General features: G+C 38.4%; 18 protein-coding genes. 14 read left to right on the top strand and 4 right to left on the bottom strand.

Translation table 11 applies throughout. From position 1 onward, the window contains the following. Positions 1–6: 6 nt before the first annotated feature. Entirely contained in the window at positions 7–2,019 is a 2,013-nt protein-coding gene (gene ligA, locus J0M37_14990) for an NAD-dependent DNA ligase LigA (protein MBN8586394.1), read from the top strand. A gap of 191 nt (positions 2,020–2,210) precedes the next feature. Here the strand turns inward: ligA and J0M37_14985 are convergent, their stop codons facing one another. After that, a complete protein-coding gene (locus J0M37_14985; GenBank protein ID MBN8586393.1) occupies positions 2,211–2,858 on the bottom strand; it encodes a hypothetical protein in 648 nt (215 codons plus the stop codon). Between the two features lie 209 nt (positions 2,859–3,067). Between J0M37_14985 and kdsA the strand changes: the two genes are divergently transcribed. From kdsA to J0M37_14930, 11 genes are all read left to right on the top strand, one after another. Continuing rightward, the gene (gene kdsA, locus J0M37_14980) at positions 3,068–3,886 is read left to right on the top strand and encodes a 3-deoxy-8-phosphooctulonate synthase (GenBank protein MBN8586392.1); all 819 of its coding nucleotides are present in this window, start codon (positions 3,068–3,070) and stop codon (positions 3,884–3,886) included. Further along, complete coding sequence (locus tag J0M37_14975) at positions 3,887–5,278, top strand: FAD-binding protein (protein ID MBN8586391.1); 1,392 nt, start codon at positions 3,887–3,889, stop codon at positions 5,276–5,278. It abuts the gene before it with no gap. 223 nt (positions 5,279–5,501) lie between these two features. After that, the gene (locus J0M37_14970) at positions 5,502–5,894 is read left to right on the top strand and encodes a GxxExxY protein (protein MBN8586390.1); all 393 of its coding nucleotides are present in this window, start codon (positions 5,502–5,504) and stop codon (positions 5,892–5,894) included. 223 nt (positions 5,895–6,117) lie between these two features. After that, positions 6,118–6,522 (top strand): acyl-CoA thioesterase, encoded by a 405-nt coding sequence (locus tag J0M37_14965; protein MBN8586389.1) that lies wholly within the window; start codon positions 6,118–6,120, stop codon positions 6,520–6,522. Positions 6,523–6,526: 4 nt separating this feature from the next. Then, entirely contained in the window at positions 6,527–6,730 is a 204-nt protein-coding gene (locus J0M37_14960; protein ID MBN8586388.1) for a hypothetical protein, read from the top strand. Further along, complete coding sequence (gene nadC, locus J0M37_14955; GenBank protein MBN8586387.1) at positions 6,730–7,611, top strand: carboxylating nicotinate-nucleotide diphosphorylase; 882 nt, start codon at positions 6,730–6,732, stop codon at positions 7,609–7,611. Before J0M37_14960 ends, nadC begins: the two co-directional genes overlap by 1 nt. Positions 7,612–7,786: 175 nt before the next feature. Further along, entirely contained in the window at positions 7,787–8,326 is a 540-nt protein-coding gene (locus J0M37_14950) for a hypothetical protein (GenBank protein ID MBN8586386.1), read from the top strand. Positions 8,327–8,452: 126 nt separating this feature from the next. After that, on the top strand, positions 8,453–8,842 hold the full coding sequence (locus tag J0M37_14945) for a hypothetical protein (GenBank protein ID MBN8586385.1): 390 nt from the start codon (positions 8,453–8,455) through the stop codon (positions 8,840–8,842). Positions 8,843–9,066: 224 nt separating this feature from the next. After that, complete coding sequence (locus J0M37_14940) at positions 9,067–10,197, top strand: hypothetical protein (protein MBN8586384.1); 1,131 nt, start codon at positions 9,067–9,069, stop codon at positions 10,195–10,197. 114 nt (positions 10,198–10,311) lie between these two features. After that, a complete protein-coding gene (locus J0M37_14935) occupies positions 10,312–10,833 on the top strand; it encodes a transposase (protein ID MBN8586383.1) in 522 nt (173 codons plus the stop codon). 248 nt (positions 10,834–11,081) lie between these two features. Continuing rightward, complete coding sequence (locus tag J0M37_14930) at positions 11,082–12,521, top strand: oligosaccharide flippase family protein (GenBank protein ID MBN8586382.1); 1,440 nt, start codon at positions 11,082–11,084, stop codon at positions 12,519–12,521. A 121-nt stretch (positions 12,522–12,642) separates the two neighbouring features. Here J0M37_14930 and J0M37_14925 read toward each other — a convergent pair whose 3' ends face one another. Together J0M37_14925 and J0M37_14920 are read right to left on the bottom strand one after the other, a co-directional pair. Beyond that, positions 12,643–13,332, bottom strand: a complete 690-nt coding sequence (locus tag J0M37_14925; GenBank protein MBN8586381.1) for a hypothetical protein — start codon at positions 13,330–13,332, stop codon at positions 12,643–12,645. 137 nt (positions 13,333–13,469) lie between these two features. Beyond that, positions 13,470–13,724, bottom strand: coding sequence for a hypothetical protein (locus tag J0M37_14920; GenBank protein ID MBN8586380.1), 255 nt, complete (start codon positions 13,722–13,724; stop codon positions 13,470–13,472). A gap of 170 nt (positions 13,725–13,894) precedes the next feature. Here J0M37_14920 and J0M37_14915 point away from each other — a divergent pair, with 170 nt between their 5' ends. Together J0M37_14915 and J0M37_14910 are read left to right on the top strand one after the other, a co-directional pair. Then, entirely contained in the window at positions 13,895–14,086 is a 192-nt protein-coding gene (locus tag J0M37_14915; GenBank protein ID MBN8586379.1) for a hypothetical protein, read from the top strand. Then, complete coding sequence (locus J0M37_14910) at positions 14,074–14,376, top strand: type II toxin-antitoxin system RelE/ParE family toxin (GenBank protein ID MBN8586378.1); 303 nt, start codon at positions 14,074–14,076, stop codon at positions 14,374–14,376. The genes J0M37_14915 and J0M37_14910 overlap by 13 nt, the downstream gene beginning before the upstream one ends. 8 nt (positions 14,377–14,384) lie before the next feature. Here the strand turns inward: J0M37_14910 and J0M37_14905 are convergent, their stop codons facing one another. Then, positions 14,385–15,089 carry a YkgJ family cysteine cluster protein gene (locus tag J0M37_14905; GenBank protein ID MBN8586377.1) on the bottom strand — a complete coding sequence of 235 codons (705 nt, stop codon included), beginning with the start codon at positions 15,087–15,089 and terminating at the stop codon, positions 14,385–14,387. Positions 15,090–15,270: the final 181 nt, after the last annotated feature.

The raw sequence follows: 15,270 nt of genomic DNA, 5'->3' as shown, positions 1-15,270 counted from the left end.
AAACCTATGCCTGCAGATAAAAAGACCGCTGATAAAGCCGCGAAGCTTAAACAAAAGCTGATAGATGCTGATTATAAATATTATATACTTGCACAGCCTGATATTGATGATTATTCATATGATATGATGATGAAGGAGCTGCAGGATATTGAAGCTGAATATCCGGAGCTTAAAACACCTGATTCACCTACTCAACGAGTAGGAAGTGATCTCTCCAATGATTTCCCGACCGTTATTCACGATATCCCGATGCTCTCGCTTTCAAATTCTTATGATGAAAATGACCTGGATGAATTTGATAAGCGCATTAACAACCTGCTTAAAGGTGAAAAATATAAATATGTTTGCGAGCTTAAGTTTGATGGCATTGCGGTATCGTTAACTTATAAAAACGGACTCTTCGTACAGGGGGCAACCCGAGGGGACGGCTTCAGAGGAGATGATATAACTACAAATCTTAAAACTGTCCGTTCAATACCGCTTCAGCTTGATAAAAAAATTGATATTGAAGTGCGCGGTGAAGTATTTTTTATGCTTAAAGATTTTTTCCGTATTAATGAAGAGCAGGAAGCAGACGGCAAGCCCCGTTACGCTAACCCGCGTAACACTGCCGCAGGCAGTCTTAAGCTTAAGGATTCCCGCGAAGTAGCTGCCCGGAGGCTGAATATGTTCTGCTACTATATGCGTTACCTTGATGATAACCTTCAGAAAAAGCTTAAGACACATTCAGCAAACCTCGATTTCCTGAAGTCACTGAAATTCCCGGTCAACACATCAACAAAGGTAGTGAATAATATTGCTGAAGTGAAAGCGTTCTGTGCTGAAATAGAAGCACAGCGTGACAGCCTGCCTTACGAAATTGACGGTGTTGTTATAAAGCTTGATTCACTGGAACAGCAAAATAAAGTGGGGGCTATTGCAAAGAGCCCAAGATGGGCAATTGCATATAAATTCAAAGCCAAACAGGCTGTAACGAAGCTAAAAAGTATTACATTACAGGTTGGCAGGATAGGAACAATTACACCTGTAGCGGAGCTTGAACCGGTTTTTCTTGCCGGTTCAACGATATCACGCGCAACACTGCACAACAGCGATGAAATTGAACGCAAGGATATCCGCGAAGGCGATTATGTTAAAATTGAAAAGGGCGGCGATGTTATTCCCAAGGTAGTTGAAGTAGTATTGGAGCGAAGACCCAAAAACAGCAAACCTTTCAAAATGCCGGAGAAATGCCCGGTTTGCGGCACAGCACTGCACAGACCCGAAGGCGAAGCGAACCATTACTGCACAAATTCACTTTGCCCGGCACAGGTACAGGGCAGGATGGAGCATTTTGTAGCCCGCACTGCTATGGATATTGAAGGGCTGGGATTCCAGATCTTAGAAAAATTCATACAGCTTGGTTATTTAAAGGATATAACCGATATATATAAGCTAAAGGGTAAGATAAAAGAGCTGAAATCACTTGAGCGTTTTGGCGAAAAAAGCATTGATAACATTTTAAATTCCATAGAACGCTCTAAAGAGCGCCCGTTTGAAAAAGTCCTTTATGCTATTGGTATAAGACATGTTGGTGATAGAACTGCAAGAGTTCTTGCCAAACATTTTAAAAGTGTTGATAATATAATTGCTGCTTCTAAGGAAGAAATTGAAAGCATTCATGAGATTGGTCCAAGAATAGCTGAGAGCGTGTATGATTTCTTCCATACCAAAAGTAACCTTCAGATGGTAGAAAAGCTTCGTAAAGCGGGGCTGAATTTTGAAATGGAAGTTACTCCTAACGCTTCGAATAAGCTCGAAGGGCTGACCTTTGTAGTAACAGGGACACTGGAAAAATATAAGCGTGAGGAAGTCGAGGAATTAATCGAAACTCTCGGCGGCAAAGCCGCTTCAAGTGTGAGCAAAAAAACCAGCTATGTGCTTGCGGGAGCTGAAGCCGGCAGCAAATTGAAGAAAGCGGAATCATTAGGTGTAAAAGTGATAGATGAAGCTGAGTTTGATAAGATGATTAAGAAGTAAGGCAAAAGTAAAAAGACAAAAGTAAAAAGACAAAAGTAAAAAGACAAAAAGAAGCACTGTGACCGCCTTAAAAAGGTAAACATTCTCTTTTTTTGTGATTCCTGCGAAGGTAGGAATCTTTAGAAAATGTTCAACAAATCTTTTTGAATCTGAGCTTTTAATTAAGTATTTCTTTTAAACTCAAAATTCTCTTACTTCACAAAATTATAGCTGAAAACAAAAAATATCCCCCCGAAGCTTTTCATCTCAGCGGTGGATATACTCTGAATACCCTCCCCGAATAATCTTAAATAATAGTAGCGAAGGTTAAAGCTGAGACCCGAGGTACGGCTTGTCATGTAATCCAGGCCAACACCGGCGTATCCGCCAAGTGTATACTTGGCTCTTGCATATTTGAAGCTTGAAAAAAATGATTCATTATACGGAGTGTAAACAATTGCAGCCGGTGATACACCGAAATTTATAAACGGTCTCATATCAGAGGTGACTTCATCCCTGAACAGCCTGTACTGCATACCTATATTTAAAACCGGGAACATAAAAAGCCTGTTTACCTTGAATGGTGTAACTGAATTTCCAAAAAAATCAGACTGTTCAAATTCCCTGTCATCCTTAGCTCCTGAAAATAATATACCTGCCTGAAGAGAAATATCCCTTGATAAATTAAAGTATTTGGTAGCTCCAAGTCCAAATCCGTTATCAGAAAATGTTAAATTAATTGACCAGCTGTTCTGCGGTTCTTTTCTGAATTTAACTTTGGGCTTAAGTGAATCAGATGTTTGTGCAAAAACTGATGCTGAGAGGGCAAAAAATACTGTTAATAAAATTAATTTTTTCATATTAACTTTTTACTAATTATGTGATGAATGAATGTTATTTTAATGAACTAAGTTTGTAAAAACAATCCCTATATAAGGGTTATCGCAAAATAAATTGCGTTGTTAAAATAGCGAATAATCTTTAATTTTGGGTCTAAAATAAGAATACATTGAAGAATAAACCCGGCAGCAAATCAGCTAAACCGCTGTTAAAAAAGCAGGATATAAAGATCACTAACGGTTCAAAGACCTTTACTTTAAATAACACCAAAGATCTTTTTTTAATTGCAGGTCCATGCGTAGTTGAAACAGAAAAGATAACTTTTGAAATTGCCAAAAGGCTGAAAGATATTACAGCCCGTCTGAATATGCCGTTTATTTTCAAGGCATCATATAAAAAAGCCAATAGGACAAGCGGTTCGTCATTTCGTTCAATTGGTGTGATGGAATCACTCGATATCCTGGGTAATATACGCCAAAAGCTTAATATACCCGTACTTACAGATGTACATTCAGAAATTGAAGCGGAAATTGCTGCTGAATATGCAGATGTACTGCAGATACCTGCTTTTCTTTGCAGGCAAACCGAGCTGCTGGAAGCTGCTGCGGAAACCGGGAGGATAGTGAATATCAAAAAAGGCCAGTTCCTTGCACCTGAAGATATGCTGTACCAGTACAAAAAAGTTACCGCAGCAGGCAACAGCAAGGTTATGGTTACTGAACGCGGCTCAACATTCGGTTATAATAATCTTGTTGTTGATATGCGCTCGCTTGAAATAATGAAAAAATTCGGCTGTCCCGTAATTTACGATGCTACACATTCAGTGCAAATGCCTTCCAAAGAAGGCGGTGTTTCCGGGGGCAATCCGGAATTCATCGAGCCGCTTGCAAAAGCAGCGGTAGCAGTCGGAATAAACGGAATATTTATTGAAACACATCCAAATCCCGCAAAAGCATTAAGCGATGCAAGCAGTATGTTAAAGCTTGATAAGATACCGGCTTTGCTGAAGAAGCTTATTGCCATACATAAACTTTCACGCGGAGCTTAAATGTACAGCAAGGTAACTCCACAGATCATAGAAATGCTTTCCGGAATTGTTGGAAGCGAAAATATATTAAGCGATGATGAATCCCTTAAGCTCCATTCAAAAGATGAAACCGAAGATCTCAGCTTTCCCCCGGAAATAATTGTTAAGCCTGTTAGCGCCGAGCAGATTTCAGTTATTTTTAAAATTGCCAATGAGTATAATATTCCCGTTACTCCAAGAGGCGGGGGAACCGGACTCTCAGGTGGAGCCTTGCCGGTTCACGGCGGTATCTGCCTCAGTATGGTACGCTTCAATAAAATAATTAATATCGATACTCAGAATTTCCAGGCAACAGTTCAGCCAGGTGTTATCACTCAGGTGTTCCAGGAAGAAGTCGAAAAGCTTGGGCTGTTCTACCCGCCTGACCCGGCTTCAAGAGGTTCCTGTCATTTAGGCGGCAATCTGGCGGAGTGTTCCGGGGGTCCAAGGGCTGTAAAATATGGGGTTACCAAAGATTACGTGCTGGGTCTTGAAGCCGTGCTGCCCACAGGTGAAATTATTAACACCGGCGGGAGGGTATTAAAGAATGTTACCGGCTACAATTTAACGCAGCTTATTGTTGGCAGCGAAGGTACACTTGCTGTAATAACAAAAATAAATTTCAGACTGATACCTTTACCAAAGTACAAAAAAGTTATACTTGCTGCTTTCGGTACGCTTGAAGATGCAACCGATGCGGTTGCAAGGATCTTCCAGAGGGGGATAACGCCTTCGGCAATTGAGTTCATGGAAAAAGCAGCAGTCCGTGCAGCAGAAGAGCGGCAGAATAAAAAATTCCCCAACAGCGATGCTGAAGCGCAGCTTTTCATAGAAGTTGACGGCAACTACCCCGAACTGCTGGATAAGGATATAGAACAAATTGCAGAAGTAGTTGAAGAGTTCAACCCGCTTGATATGGTGCTTGCCGAAGATGAACAGAAGGTACAGGATGTGTGGTCACTCAGGCGCGGAATAGGCGAAGCGGTGAAGTCAATTTCAGCCTATAAGGAAGAAGATACAGTTGTCCCAAGGGCTAATATGACAAAGCTTATCCGGGGAGTTAAGGAAATTTCAGCACGTTACGGAATAACCACTATCTGTTACGGACACTCAGGGGATGGTAATATACATGTAAATATTTTAAAGGATAAGCTTGATGAAAAAAGCTGGGAAGAGAACCTGGATAAAGCAATACGTGAAATTTTCACGCTTACTGTATCGCTTGATGGAATGATATCCGGTGAGCATGGTATAGGTTATTCTCAAAAGTCATACCTGCCTATAGCAATATCAGAAGCAGAGCTCGGACTTATGCGTAATATCAAAAAAACCTTCGACCCGAATAATATTTTAAATCCGGGCAAGATATTTTGATGTGGATTGCGAAACAAAAGCATTAACCACAGAGGACACAGAGTACACAGAGAAAATATTGGATCATTTTGAAATTTAAAACAACTTTAGCTTAATCAGTTTTAATGAAAATTTATTTTTTAAGAGTTTTTTCAGGTCACAAGTGATTGCCAGATTAACGGTAAGGCCCTCCGTGGCCTCTGTGCTCTCTGTGGTAAAAAAACAGAACTTCGTAAAAACATAAATGCACGACCAGAAAAAAATACTAACAGATAATGAACTTACTGAATTAGTTATAGGACTGGCTATAAAGGTTCATAAAGAACTAGGTCCCGGACTCCTTGAATCAGTTTATGAGGCTTGCTTGTTTTATGAATTGATCAAAGCCGGTTTAAAAGCTGAAAGGCAGAAGCCTGTTCCAGTTAAATATTATGATGTTGTTATCGATGTTGCTTATAGAGCAGATCTGTTTATTGAAGATAGATTGATTGTTGAGTTAAAAGCAGTTAGAGCATTTTCACCTATTGATCCGGCTCAAATTCTAACTCACATGAAATTGATTAAATGCAATTTGGGTTTGTTAATCAACTTCAATGTAACTCTATTGAAAAACGGACTTAAAAGGTTTGTTCTTTGATCAATTCAGAAAACGGGCGAAAGTCAAAAGTATAAACCACGGAGAACACAGAGTACACAGAGAGCTTATTTGATCTTTAAAAATGAAAGAATGCATTAATTGTAAAGGATTAATGAAAATTTTTTTACTTGAGTTTATTCAGGTAAAAAAACTATGCAAACTAAAAGTAAAACCTCTGTGCCCTCTGTGGTAAAGTATTTTTATCTTTTAAAATGCGAATTATATGATAAAATCTGAAGTAAATATAAGAGTACTCTATGCGCATACCGATAATATGGGTATTGTGAATAACGGGCGTTACCTTGAATACTTCGAAGCAGGAAGGAATACACTGCTGCGTGAGCTGGGCTATCCTTACACTGAGCTTGAAAAGCTGAATTACGGACTGCCCGTTATCGAAGCGCACGCAAATTACATTTCCACAGCTAAATATGATGATATAGTTACCGTTAAAGCTATGCTGCAGGCCATGCCAGGCGTGCGCGTTAAAATAGATTACGGGCTTTATGTGAATGAAAGGCTGATAGTAACAGGTTATACCGTGCATTCTTTTATTAATCTCGGCACTATGAAGCCTGTTCGCCCTCCTAAGGATTTTGTTGAAATCGTTTCGCCGCATTTTAAATAAATATATGAACGAAGTAAAATTTACTGATGACCTGGTTTGCCCGCTCGGAAAGTATCCGCTGAAACCTGAAGGTGACTTTCTTGAATGTACCAATTGCGGCGCTAAATTTCCCGTAGCTGAAGGCATCCCATTGCTGCTGATAGATGACGCAGTACTGCCGGAAGGCGTAAGCAGAATTGAAGAACTTAAGTGTTATAAAAGATCATAATGGAATTAAAGCAGTATTACAAAATTAATGCCGGTGAAATTGAGACAAAAATAAAACAAGCGCTGGCTGAAGATAAAATAACCCGCGATGTTACAACAGAGCTTTTGCTTTCCGGTAAACCGGGTAACAGCAGGCTTAAAGCGGTTTTGCTTTGTAAGCAGGAGTGTATCTTAGCAGGTATTGAAATATTCAAACAAACATACAGGCTGATAGATAAAAATGTCAGGTTCATAGATTTTGCCAAAGACGGGCAGTTTATAAAAAAAGGGAAGAAGGTTCTGGAATTGACCGCAAGCAGGAGCGTTTTGCTGCGGGGTGAGCGTACCGCTTTGAATTTCCTTCAGCGAATGAGCGGTATTGCATCAATGACGAACTTTTTTGTAACGAAACTGAAAGATAAAAACGCAAAGATACTTCACACCAGAAAAACCACACCAAACTTCAGGGTTTTTGAAGCTGCTGCGGTTAAAACCGGCGGCGGTGATTTCCACAGGCTGAATTTAGGCTCAGCTGTAATGATTAAAGATAACCACATTGAAGCGCTTGGCGGAATGGCGAACACAATTGACTTCCTGCTGCGTAAAAATATTCCATACAGGCTGAAACAAAAATTTGAGATCGAAGTAAAAACAATGAATGAGCTTGAATTGGTAATAAAATTTGGCAGGGGAATCATAGAAATTGTAATGCTGGATAATTTCAAGCCTGCACAGCTTAAAAAGGCTATAGAGTTGCTTAAGGCAAATAAGTTTAAAATTGAGCTTTCCGGGGGCATAAATGCTTCAAATTTTGCAAAATATCAGCAAAAAGGGGTCGATTTTTATTCTCTGGGCGCTTTAACACATTCATACAAAAGCTGTGACTTTTCGCTCGAATTTTAATAAATCTGAAATTTTACTAAATATTACAATTCATTATTGATTATTTTCCAAAAAATGCATAATTTTGATTAGAATTCAAATCATTAACTCACATTTCTATAACGCATCACTTGGGGTATTTGCAAATTTTTAAATTATTTCAATTCAAAACAACTTTTCTAAAGGAGAAAACAAAATGTTAAACAACCACAAGTTAAAGTTTTTAATTGCTTTAATGGTTATGTTTGCGGTTGGCTATGTATGCAGCTCAAACAAAGATGACAAAAAAGAGGACAAAAAGGAAGATACAAAGAAAGAGGATACAAAGAAGGAAGATACAAAGAGCGATGAGAGAAAAACTGATGAAAGAAAGACCGATGAAACTTCATCAAGTGATGTAAAGCTGTATTTTGTTGAAGAATACACCGGCGGTAAAGAGATCGGCAGATCAGATGAGTTCATTATCGGAAAGAACGGCGGATATTTTACATGTATGATCGATATGAGAGGCACTGGCAAGAAGATCGGCGTAGGCAAGCTTGAGCTCAGAATTACAAAGCTTGGACCAAGCGAAAAAATTATTGCAACAGAAAAATTTGATGTACAGCCTGACTGGGATTATATCTTCTTCGATAAATTCCATACATTCTATTCAGCAGGCGACTACAAAGTTACAGCTTTAAAACCTGACGGCACACCGGTTGCATCAGGCGAAGTGAAAATTTCAATGAGGTAATAAGTTCGTATATTAACTGCAGGCATCTTTTAAAAAGGGATGCCTGTGGTGTTTAAACGGATAAAGTTTTACAACGAAACATATTAAAAAGGAAATTAATTCAGAAGGAAAGGATCATTTAATAAAATGATTAAAAAATTACTCACAGCTTCATTATTCGCGCTGGCGCTTATGCTTGTTGGGCAGAGCTCAAACGCGCAGTCAATCTATTTCTGTGAAGGCGTTACCGATGACGGTTACCCGATAACAGAAAGCTCCACATTCAATATCGGTTCAGGCGGCGGTTATGTTTACGTGCTCGTCAGGCTGCCGTATGAAGTTGCTTGCCGCTCAGTCAGATTTGAGATCTACAAAGACGGAAATTACGATAACACAGTTTATGTTGATACAGAAAAGAACTGGGTTTGGTTCTGGAAAAAGATCACATTTTATGATGCAGGCAGGTATTCATTTGATGTATATGACTGCTTCGACTACAGGCTTACATCAGGCAGTGTAAGAATTAACTGGAGATAGTATTTAAGTTTAGCTTATATTTCACAGCCCCGCTTGCGGGGCTTTTTTATTGGCAAAAAAAAACAAATGGAACTCTGATAACGCAGATTGTGCTGATAAACACTGATTAAATCCGCAAAAATCAGTCTAATCAGTGTCATCCGTGTTCTGTTTCCGGCTTTTTTGTATTTGCTTTCTGCATAACATCATCTTATATTTGAATAATAAAATTACCTAAAACCAGTATGATATTTACCCACAAAAATATCAACATCAAGAAATTCTTACAACAAATAAATTCTATTATTATTGTATTATTAGCATTATATACTTGCGCCTGCGGTGATGACTCTGTTACGGTCGTAGACGAAGAATTCGACCCGCCGAGATTTATCTGGAGGAGTGTTGATATTCCATATCATGGTTTTGCCGGGCTTTGGGGAACAGATACGAATAATATTTTTTTATTAAATAATAACAATAATTCATTATACAAAGTAGATAATGGCGTAACTACAGTAAACATTGTAAGTCCTGATTATTATCTAACAGATTTAAAAGGAATTTCAAATAATGAAATTTATTTATTTGGCACTAAATTCCCAGGTCGAAAATTATCTATCATTAAATACAACGGGGCAAGCTTTGAGTTTATTGATTCAGAAATTGATGCAATTGATGAATATCCTGTCAGAGGTTGCGTAAGAAATTCGAACGAGGTTTGGGCAATTTCTAAAGGAGGTATAATAAAATATGACGGCAGTAAATTACATTATTACTTATATGATGATCCGACATTAATTCCGGATTTGTTTTATGTCTCAAATGAAAATATGATTGAGTATATAGGTATTAGATTTGATACAGCATATACAAAACAATCACTTTACAGATTAAAGGATACCACTTTCGAAAACGTGTTTACTCAATATTTATATTCTTATGACACACCACATACTTATCTAGCTCATTTAAACGGTATGAAAATTGGTCTCCAATTCAATTCCAGTGAACAAACAATATGTCTGGATGGTTTTAACGGTATGAACTTTTATGATGCTATTTGTTTTAATAAGAAAATTGTTTATGTAGCCCCAACTTACGGAATTAACCCAGTAGGTGCAAATTTACAAAATTTTTTGTTTTTAGTGGAAGTTTCGGAGGATTTCCTTTTCGTACCGCCATACAGGAGAGGAATTACGCATTGGAATGGAAGTAAATTAAGTTTGGAAATGGGACTGAGTTATTATGCTAGCCCATCTCCATTTTTAAACTTTTTATCAAATATTATTGATGAAAATACATATACAGTATTACAAGCTTATTCAGAAATTAACATTGAAAATTCTACTTTATGGATTGGTAATAAAAAATGAAATTTCCCGCCGTCGTTGGTGTTTTCACCAACGACAAAATACTTAAGAGTTCTTTAGGATTTCGACTATCAAAAACTTTTGCTATTTTACTGCCACAAAATCTTAAAATCCAATATGTCAACAAATCTCTTTTTCTTTACTGCCACAATTCTTGAATGGAAACATCTATTAAAAAACGATGAATATAAGGAGATTATCACCCACAGCATGAAATTTCTTGTCAAAGATGAAAGAGTAAAGATCTATGCTTTTGTTATTATGCCGAATCATATCCATCTTGTCTGGCGGATCCATGAACCTCATTTACTACAAAATGTTCAAAGAGATTTTCTCAAATTTACTGCGCAAAAGATGAAAGCAAAGCTTGTAACAGAAAACCCTGAAAATTTGGAATCTTATAGGGTCAATGCGAAGGACAGGGAGTTTCAATTCTGGGAAAGAGATCCACTATCAGTTGAGCTGTTAAGTCTAAATGTGATTAAACAAAAGATCGATTACATCCATTCTAATCCAATTCATCCCAAGTGGAATCTTGCACAGACGATAGTTGATTATAAGTATTCGTCAGCTCGGTTTTACTATGAAGGTATAGATGATTTTGGTTTCTTGAGCAATCTTGGTGCAGAATATGTTTAATCGTTTACGGGTTAAAAACAACGGTTGCAACCTTGCATAAATGACGGTATATTCTGGTCGTTGGTGAAAACACCAACGACGGCGTAATAAACGACGAATACTTTTGGTCGTTGGTGAAAACACCAACGACGGCGAAACTGAATAAATCCGCGAAAATCAGTCAAATCAGTTCAATCCGTGTTCTAAATCCCTCCCGCAAAAACCGGCAACTTATAAAAAACCATAATTTTAGCTATATTTGTAGCTGAATGCTCGATAAAATTAAAAGTCTTTCCAAACAAACCCTGATATACGGCACAAGCACTATTATTGGCCGCTTTCTGAATTTTATTCTCGTACCGTTTTATACCAATGTTTTTCCGCCGGCGGAATACGGCGTTGTTGCCGTAGTGTTTGCCTACATTGCATTCCTTAATATCGTGTATTCTTTCGGATTCGAAGCCGGCTATTTCCGTTTCGCTTCTGCCAAAGAAGTTGGCGATGAAAAGCAAAACTTCACACACCCGTTTTTTCTCATCACAATAAACAGCCTCATAATATCGGGTCTAATACTTATCTTCCACAGCAGCATAGCTGCATTGATAGGGGTTAAGGATGAATCCATTGTTATATACTCAGCGTTCATTTTATTCTTTGATGCGCTTGCGCTGATACCTTTTGCATACCTCAGGCTTAAAAATAAAGCAAAGGTATTCGCTTCTATTAAACTTATAAATATTACAGTAAATGTAACCCTGAATCTTGTACTTATACTTATATTTAAATTCGGGCTCGAAGCTGTATTCATAAGTAACCTCGCTGCATCGCTGGTTACCCTGCTTATACTGCTTCCTAATATATTAAAGAACATTTCATTCAGTTATCACAGGCAGCTGTTCAATGAGCTTTGGAAATTCTCTATACCTTACCTGCCCGCTGCGCTTGCATCAATGGTGGTGCAGACCCTTAATATCATTATTCTGCGATACCTTGTTGATGTCAAAACAGTGGGAATCTATAACGCTAACTATAAGCTTGGCATTTTTATGATGCTAATTGTATCAATGTTCGAATATGCATGGCGGCCTTTCTTTTTGAATAATGCCAAAGACCCCAATGCCAAAGCGCTCTTTGCAAGGATCCTTACACTGTTTACCGGCGGAGCTTCGGTGGTTTTGATACTGCTTACATTCACGATCCAGGATATTGTGAAAATCCCGCTGCCATTTAAAGGGTATATTATTGGACCCGGTTACTGGAGCGGTGTTGTAATTGTGCCGATAGTGCTTTTTGCATATTTATTCCTCGGTATTTATACCAATCTTATTGCTGGAATTTACATTGAAAAGAAAACCAAGTACCTGCCGTTAATTACGGGATTAGGCGCGGTGCTGAATATCGCTTCAGCCTTTTTGCTTATCCCTGTTTTGGGAATAACCGGCGGTGCGGTATCAACACTTATCAGCTACATTGCAATGGCAGTGTATATCTATATAGTATCGCAAAAATTCTACCCGGTACAGTATCAAATCAACAAGGTTTTGCTGATACTTGCTATAGATACCGCGGCAATAGCAGTGTTCTTTTACACCTTCGGTGGACTTGATCTTATTTACAGGATAATTTTTGCGGCAGTTCTGGCAGGCGCGGTTATATCAATAGCAGAATTGTATAAGGTGAAAAGAGTTTTTAAAGCAAATAACAAATAACAAATAACAAATATCAAATATCAAATATCAAAATATCTCTACATCCAACTCACCTACTCAATCACTCACCAATTCCACAACTATACCATTTCACTTTCTCACTATTTCATTATCTCACCACTCAGTGGTGATGATCATGATGCTCATGATGAATTTCATCAAGCAGCTCGCGTTTATTGGCTTTTGAGCCTGCATTAATTGATACAATGTAACTTGGTACACCTATATCATTAAGTACACATGGTATCAGTACTGATACGACAAGTATCGGAAGGAAAATTAGAGCTTTTAGCGATATTACTTCTACTCCGTATGTTATCAGGTACATGCCTGCTGCTGTTGAGCTCAGGAAAATATGCAGTCCGTGTGTGTAGCGCGAGAGTTTCCTAACAGAATTTGAAAGCAGGAACCCCAACAGGGCTCCGCCAATAACAAAGCTCCATGCAGTTACCGGCTCTTCGATTATACAAACATGAAAGTGCATGTCATAGCCCAAAGCAAGCCCGCCAAGATAGGGCAGTACAATATCACTGAGGGTACAGGTTACAGAAGAGGTTGCAATAGCCACAAAAACCCCGAGCCAAAGCGCTTTTTTATATTTAGCCAGCAGTGATGCAGGTGTAAGCGCGGCAAAAAATAAGTGAGAGATAAAAAATCCTTCGAAAAGGTGTTCGGTTTCAGGCGCTGCTTCGGGGAAAATGGTGAGCTTTAATAAAGCAATAATTATACCTGAAATTACAACAGCTCCTGCTGTGAATTTCCAGTGTGTGCTTAACTCATCAATGAATATGTTATTGTGTGTGTGTTCCAAGGCGAGAAATTGTTTGTGAAACGTGAAACGTGAAACGTCAAAAGTGAAACGAAAGAATTTTTGAGTCTTTAACGAATTAATAGACTAATCAATTTATTAACTGATTAACTTGAAACCTGAAACTTGTAAACTTTAACTTATGGAGTATAATCCTTTAACTTTTCCTTTATAGCCGCTTTTTCGACGGTATTGCCCTCGTTAAGCTGTTTAACAATATCTTCGATTATCTGTTTTGCTTCTTCTTTTTTGTAATCTTTAATAAAGCCATCGAAGTAGCTTTCGCCCGCAAGCGCGCGGTTTATTTCAACATGCTTATTGTGCTCATTAAGTTCTGTATAATATACCACGTGGAATTTTTCGTTGTACTGCTTATCGCGGTATATTTCGAACATTATTTTATCTGATTCATACATAGGTATTTGACGGATGAAGAATTATTAATTTTTTGCTGTTTTTTATGATTTAGCTACAAATTTAGCGTAAAGTATGGATTTAGACAAGGCATTTACTTTAGAGCGGGTGAATACCGTTTTTTTATCAAAAGTATTATTTATATTAGTACATGGAAAGTACTAAACTAAAGGAATCACTTTTAAAGATCGCAGAAAGGGTTGAGCCAGAGACTACCCTTGAAGATATTTACAAACAACTTGCTTTCCTCTCAGATATTGAAGAGTCCGAAGAGCAGGAAGCCCGTGGTGAAGTAGTCACTCAGGAAGAGGTTGAGAAGATATCTAAGCAATGGCTCAGGTAATATGGACTAAAAAAGCTTTATCTCAGCTTGAAAGATCAGTAAAGTATATTGTGGAAGAACAAGGTCCTTCTTACGCTGAAATTGTTTTGAATAAAATTCTCACAGCCACAAGAAATCTAAGCGATTTTCCGAAAATGGGTCAAGCTGAACCCTTTTTATCACACAAGAAATTTGAATACAGGTATGTTGTTGCGTGGAGTTATAAAATTGTATACAGAATAAAGGGTACAAAAGTTACAATATCGAGAATATTCCATACTTCACAAGACCCCAAACAAATTCTTTCCTGATTTCCATTTTACGCACCTGCTATTGCCACAGCAATGGTTGTGCCTTTGATTTCAACAGCTTTTGTCCCCTCCTTACCAAGGAGAGGTGCATGCAGGGCGGGGTGGTCTGAAGTTAAATTATTTTGTTCATTGTTAAACTCCTCTTTCAACTCATCCCACTTCATGCCGATTTCAGTCTGATTCGGTACAAGCAATTCATCTGTTATCTCATCGCCATCTGAAAAGTTCAGCTCGCATGCATGTACGTTTTTGGGATTTTTATAATCATAAATCGGCATTCCAAATCTGCGGCAAATTACAGGGCGTGCTTCGTAGATTGTACATTCGCCTTCGGTGCCAAGAGCGGGGCAGGGGAGATTATTGCTCCCCTCCTTTTTTAAGGAGGGGTGGCTCGAAGAGCCGGGGTGGTCTGAACTAATTACCCCCTCTGCGAACATACCTGCGGTATGTTCTTTTTCTCCCCCTGTCAGGGGGAGATTTGTTAAATAATCCCTGGCCTTTTGCTGAAGTTCTTCACGCCGCTTTAGCGGCAGTGACCGGATGTGCTCCTTAATAATATAAGCGTCAATTAAAGTGATATGAAAAATCTGCGAGCAGCATTTGCTGCAGCCTTTGCGGCACTGGATCTTTTCGCCGTAAAGCTCCATATTGCGGTCAAATTCCTGCTGTATCAGCGAGGTAACATCATAGAATTTTTGTTTATAGTCCGGCATATATTGCGGAACAAATATAGCTATTTATGATATAATGATATATTCTATGTTTTACGGGTAGTATTCAAAATTATGTTAACAAACCTCTTCGCAATTGCATAAATGCAATTGCTCTTCCCCTCTCATAAGGGGAATCTGAATCTTAATTCTCCTCTCGAGAGGGGTGGACGCCGAAGGCGGA

The organism is Ignavibacteria bacterium (assembly GCA_017303675.1).
Lineage (GTDB): Bacteria > Bacteroidota > Ignavibacteria > Tepidaquicellales > OLB5 > OLB5.
The sequence above is the reverse complement of the archived record's forward strand: the minus strand, read 5'-3'. Positions and strand labels throughout refer to the sequence as shown.

Coding starts and splice junctions, on each gene's coding strand:
- ligA (MBN8586394.1), top strand. CDS start 7: ATGCCTGCAGATAAAAAGACCGCTGATAAAGCCGCGAAGCTTAAACAA.
- nadC (MBN8586387.1), top strand. CDS start 6,730: ATGGAATTAAAGCAGTATTACAAAATTAATGCCGGTGAAATTGAGACA.
- J0M37_14965 (MBN8586389.1), top strand. CDS start 6,118: ATGATAAAATCTGAAGTAAATATAAGAGTACTCTATGCGCATACCGAT.
- J0M37_14935 (MBN8586383.1), top strand. CDS start 10,312: ATGTCAACAAATCTCTTTTTCTTTACTGCCACAATTCTTGAATGGAAA.
- J0M37_14915 (MBN8586379.1), top strand. CDS start 13,895: ATGGAAAGTACTAAACTAAAGGAATCACTTTTAAAGATCGCAGAAAGG.
- J0M37_14940 (MBN8586384.1), top strand. CDS start 9,067: ATGATATTTACCCACAAAAATATCAACATCAAGAAATTCTTACAACAA.
- J0M37_14910 (MBN8586378.1), top strand. CDS start 14,074: ATGGCTCAGGTAATATGGACTAAAAAAGCTTTATCTCAGCTTGAAAGA.
- J0M37_14975 (MBN8586391.1), top strand. CDS start 3,887: ATGTACAGCAAGGTAACTCCACAGATCATAGAAATGCTTTCCGGAATT.
- J0M37_14945 (MBN8586385.1), top strand. CDS start 8,453: ATGATTAAAAAATTACTCACAGCTTCATTATTCGCGCTGGCGCTTATG.
- J0M37_14930 (MBN8586382.1), top strand. CDS start 11,082: ATGCTCGATAAAATTAAAAGTCTTTCCAAACAAACCCTGATATACGGC.
- J0M37_14970 (MBN8586390.1), top strand. CDS start 5,502: ATGCACGACCAGAAAAAAATACTAACAGATAATGAACTTACTGAATTA.
- J0M37_14920 (MBN8586380.1), bottom strand. CDS start 13,724: ATGTTCGAAATATACCGCGATAAGCAGTACAACGAAAAATTCCACGTG.
- J0M37_14960 (MBN8586388.1), top strand. CDS start 6,527: ATGAACGAAGTAAAATTTACTGATGACCTGGTTTGCCCGCTCGGAAAG.
- J0M37_14950 (MBN8586386.1), top strand. CDS start 7,787: ATGTTAAACAACCACAAGTTAAAGTTTTTAATTGCTTTAATGGTTATG.
- J0M37_14985 (MBN8586393.1), bottom strand. CDS start 2,858: ATGAAAAAATTAATTTTATTAACAGTATTTTTTGCCCTCTCAGCATCA.
- J0M37_14905 (MBN8586377.1), bottom strand. CDS start 15,089: ATGCCGGACTATAAACAAAAATTCTATGATGTTACCTCGCTGATACAG.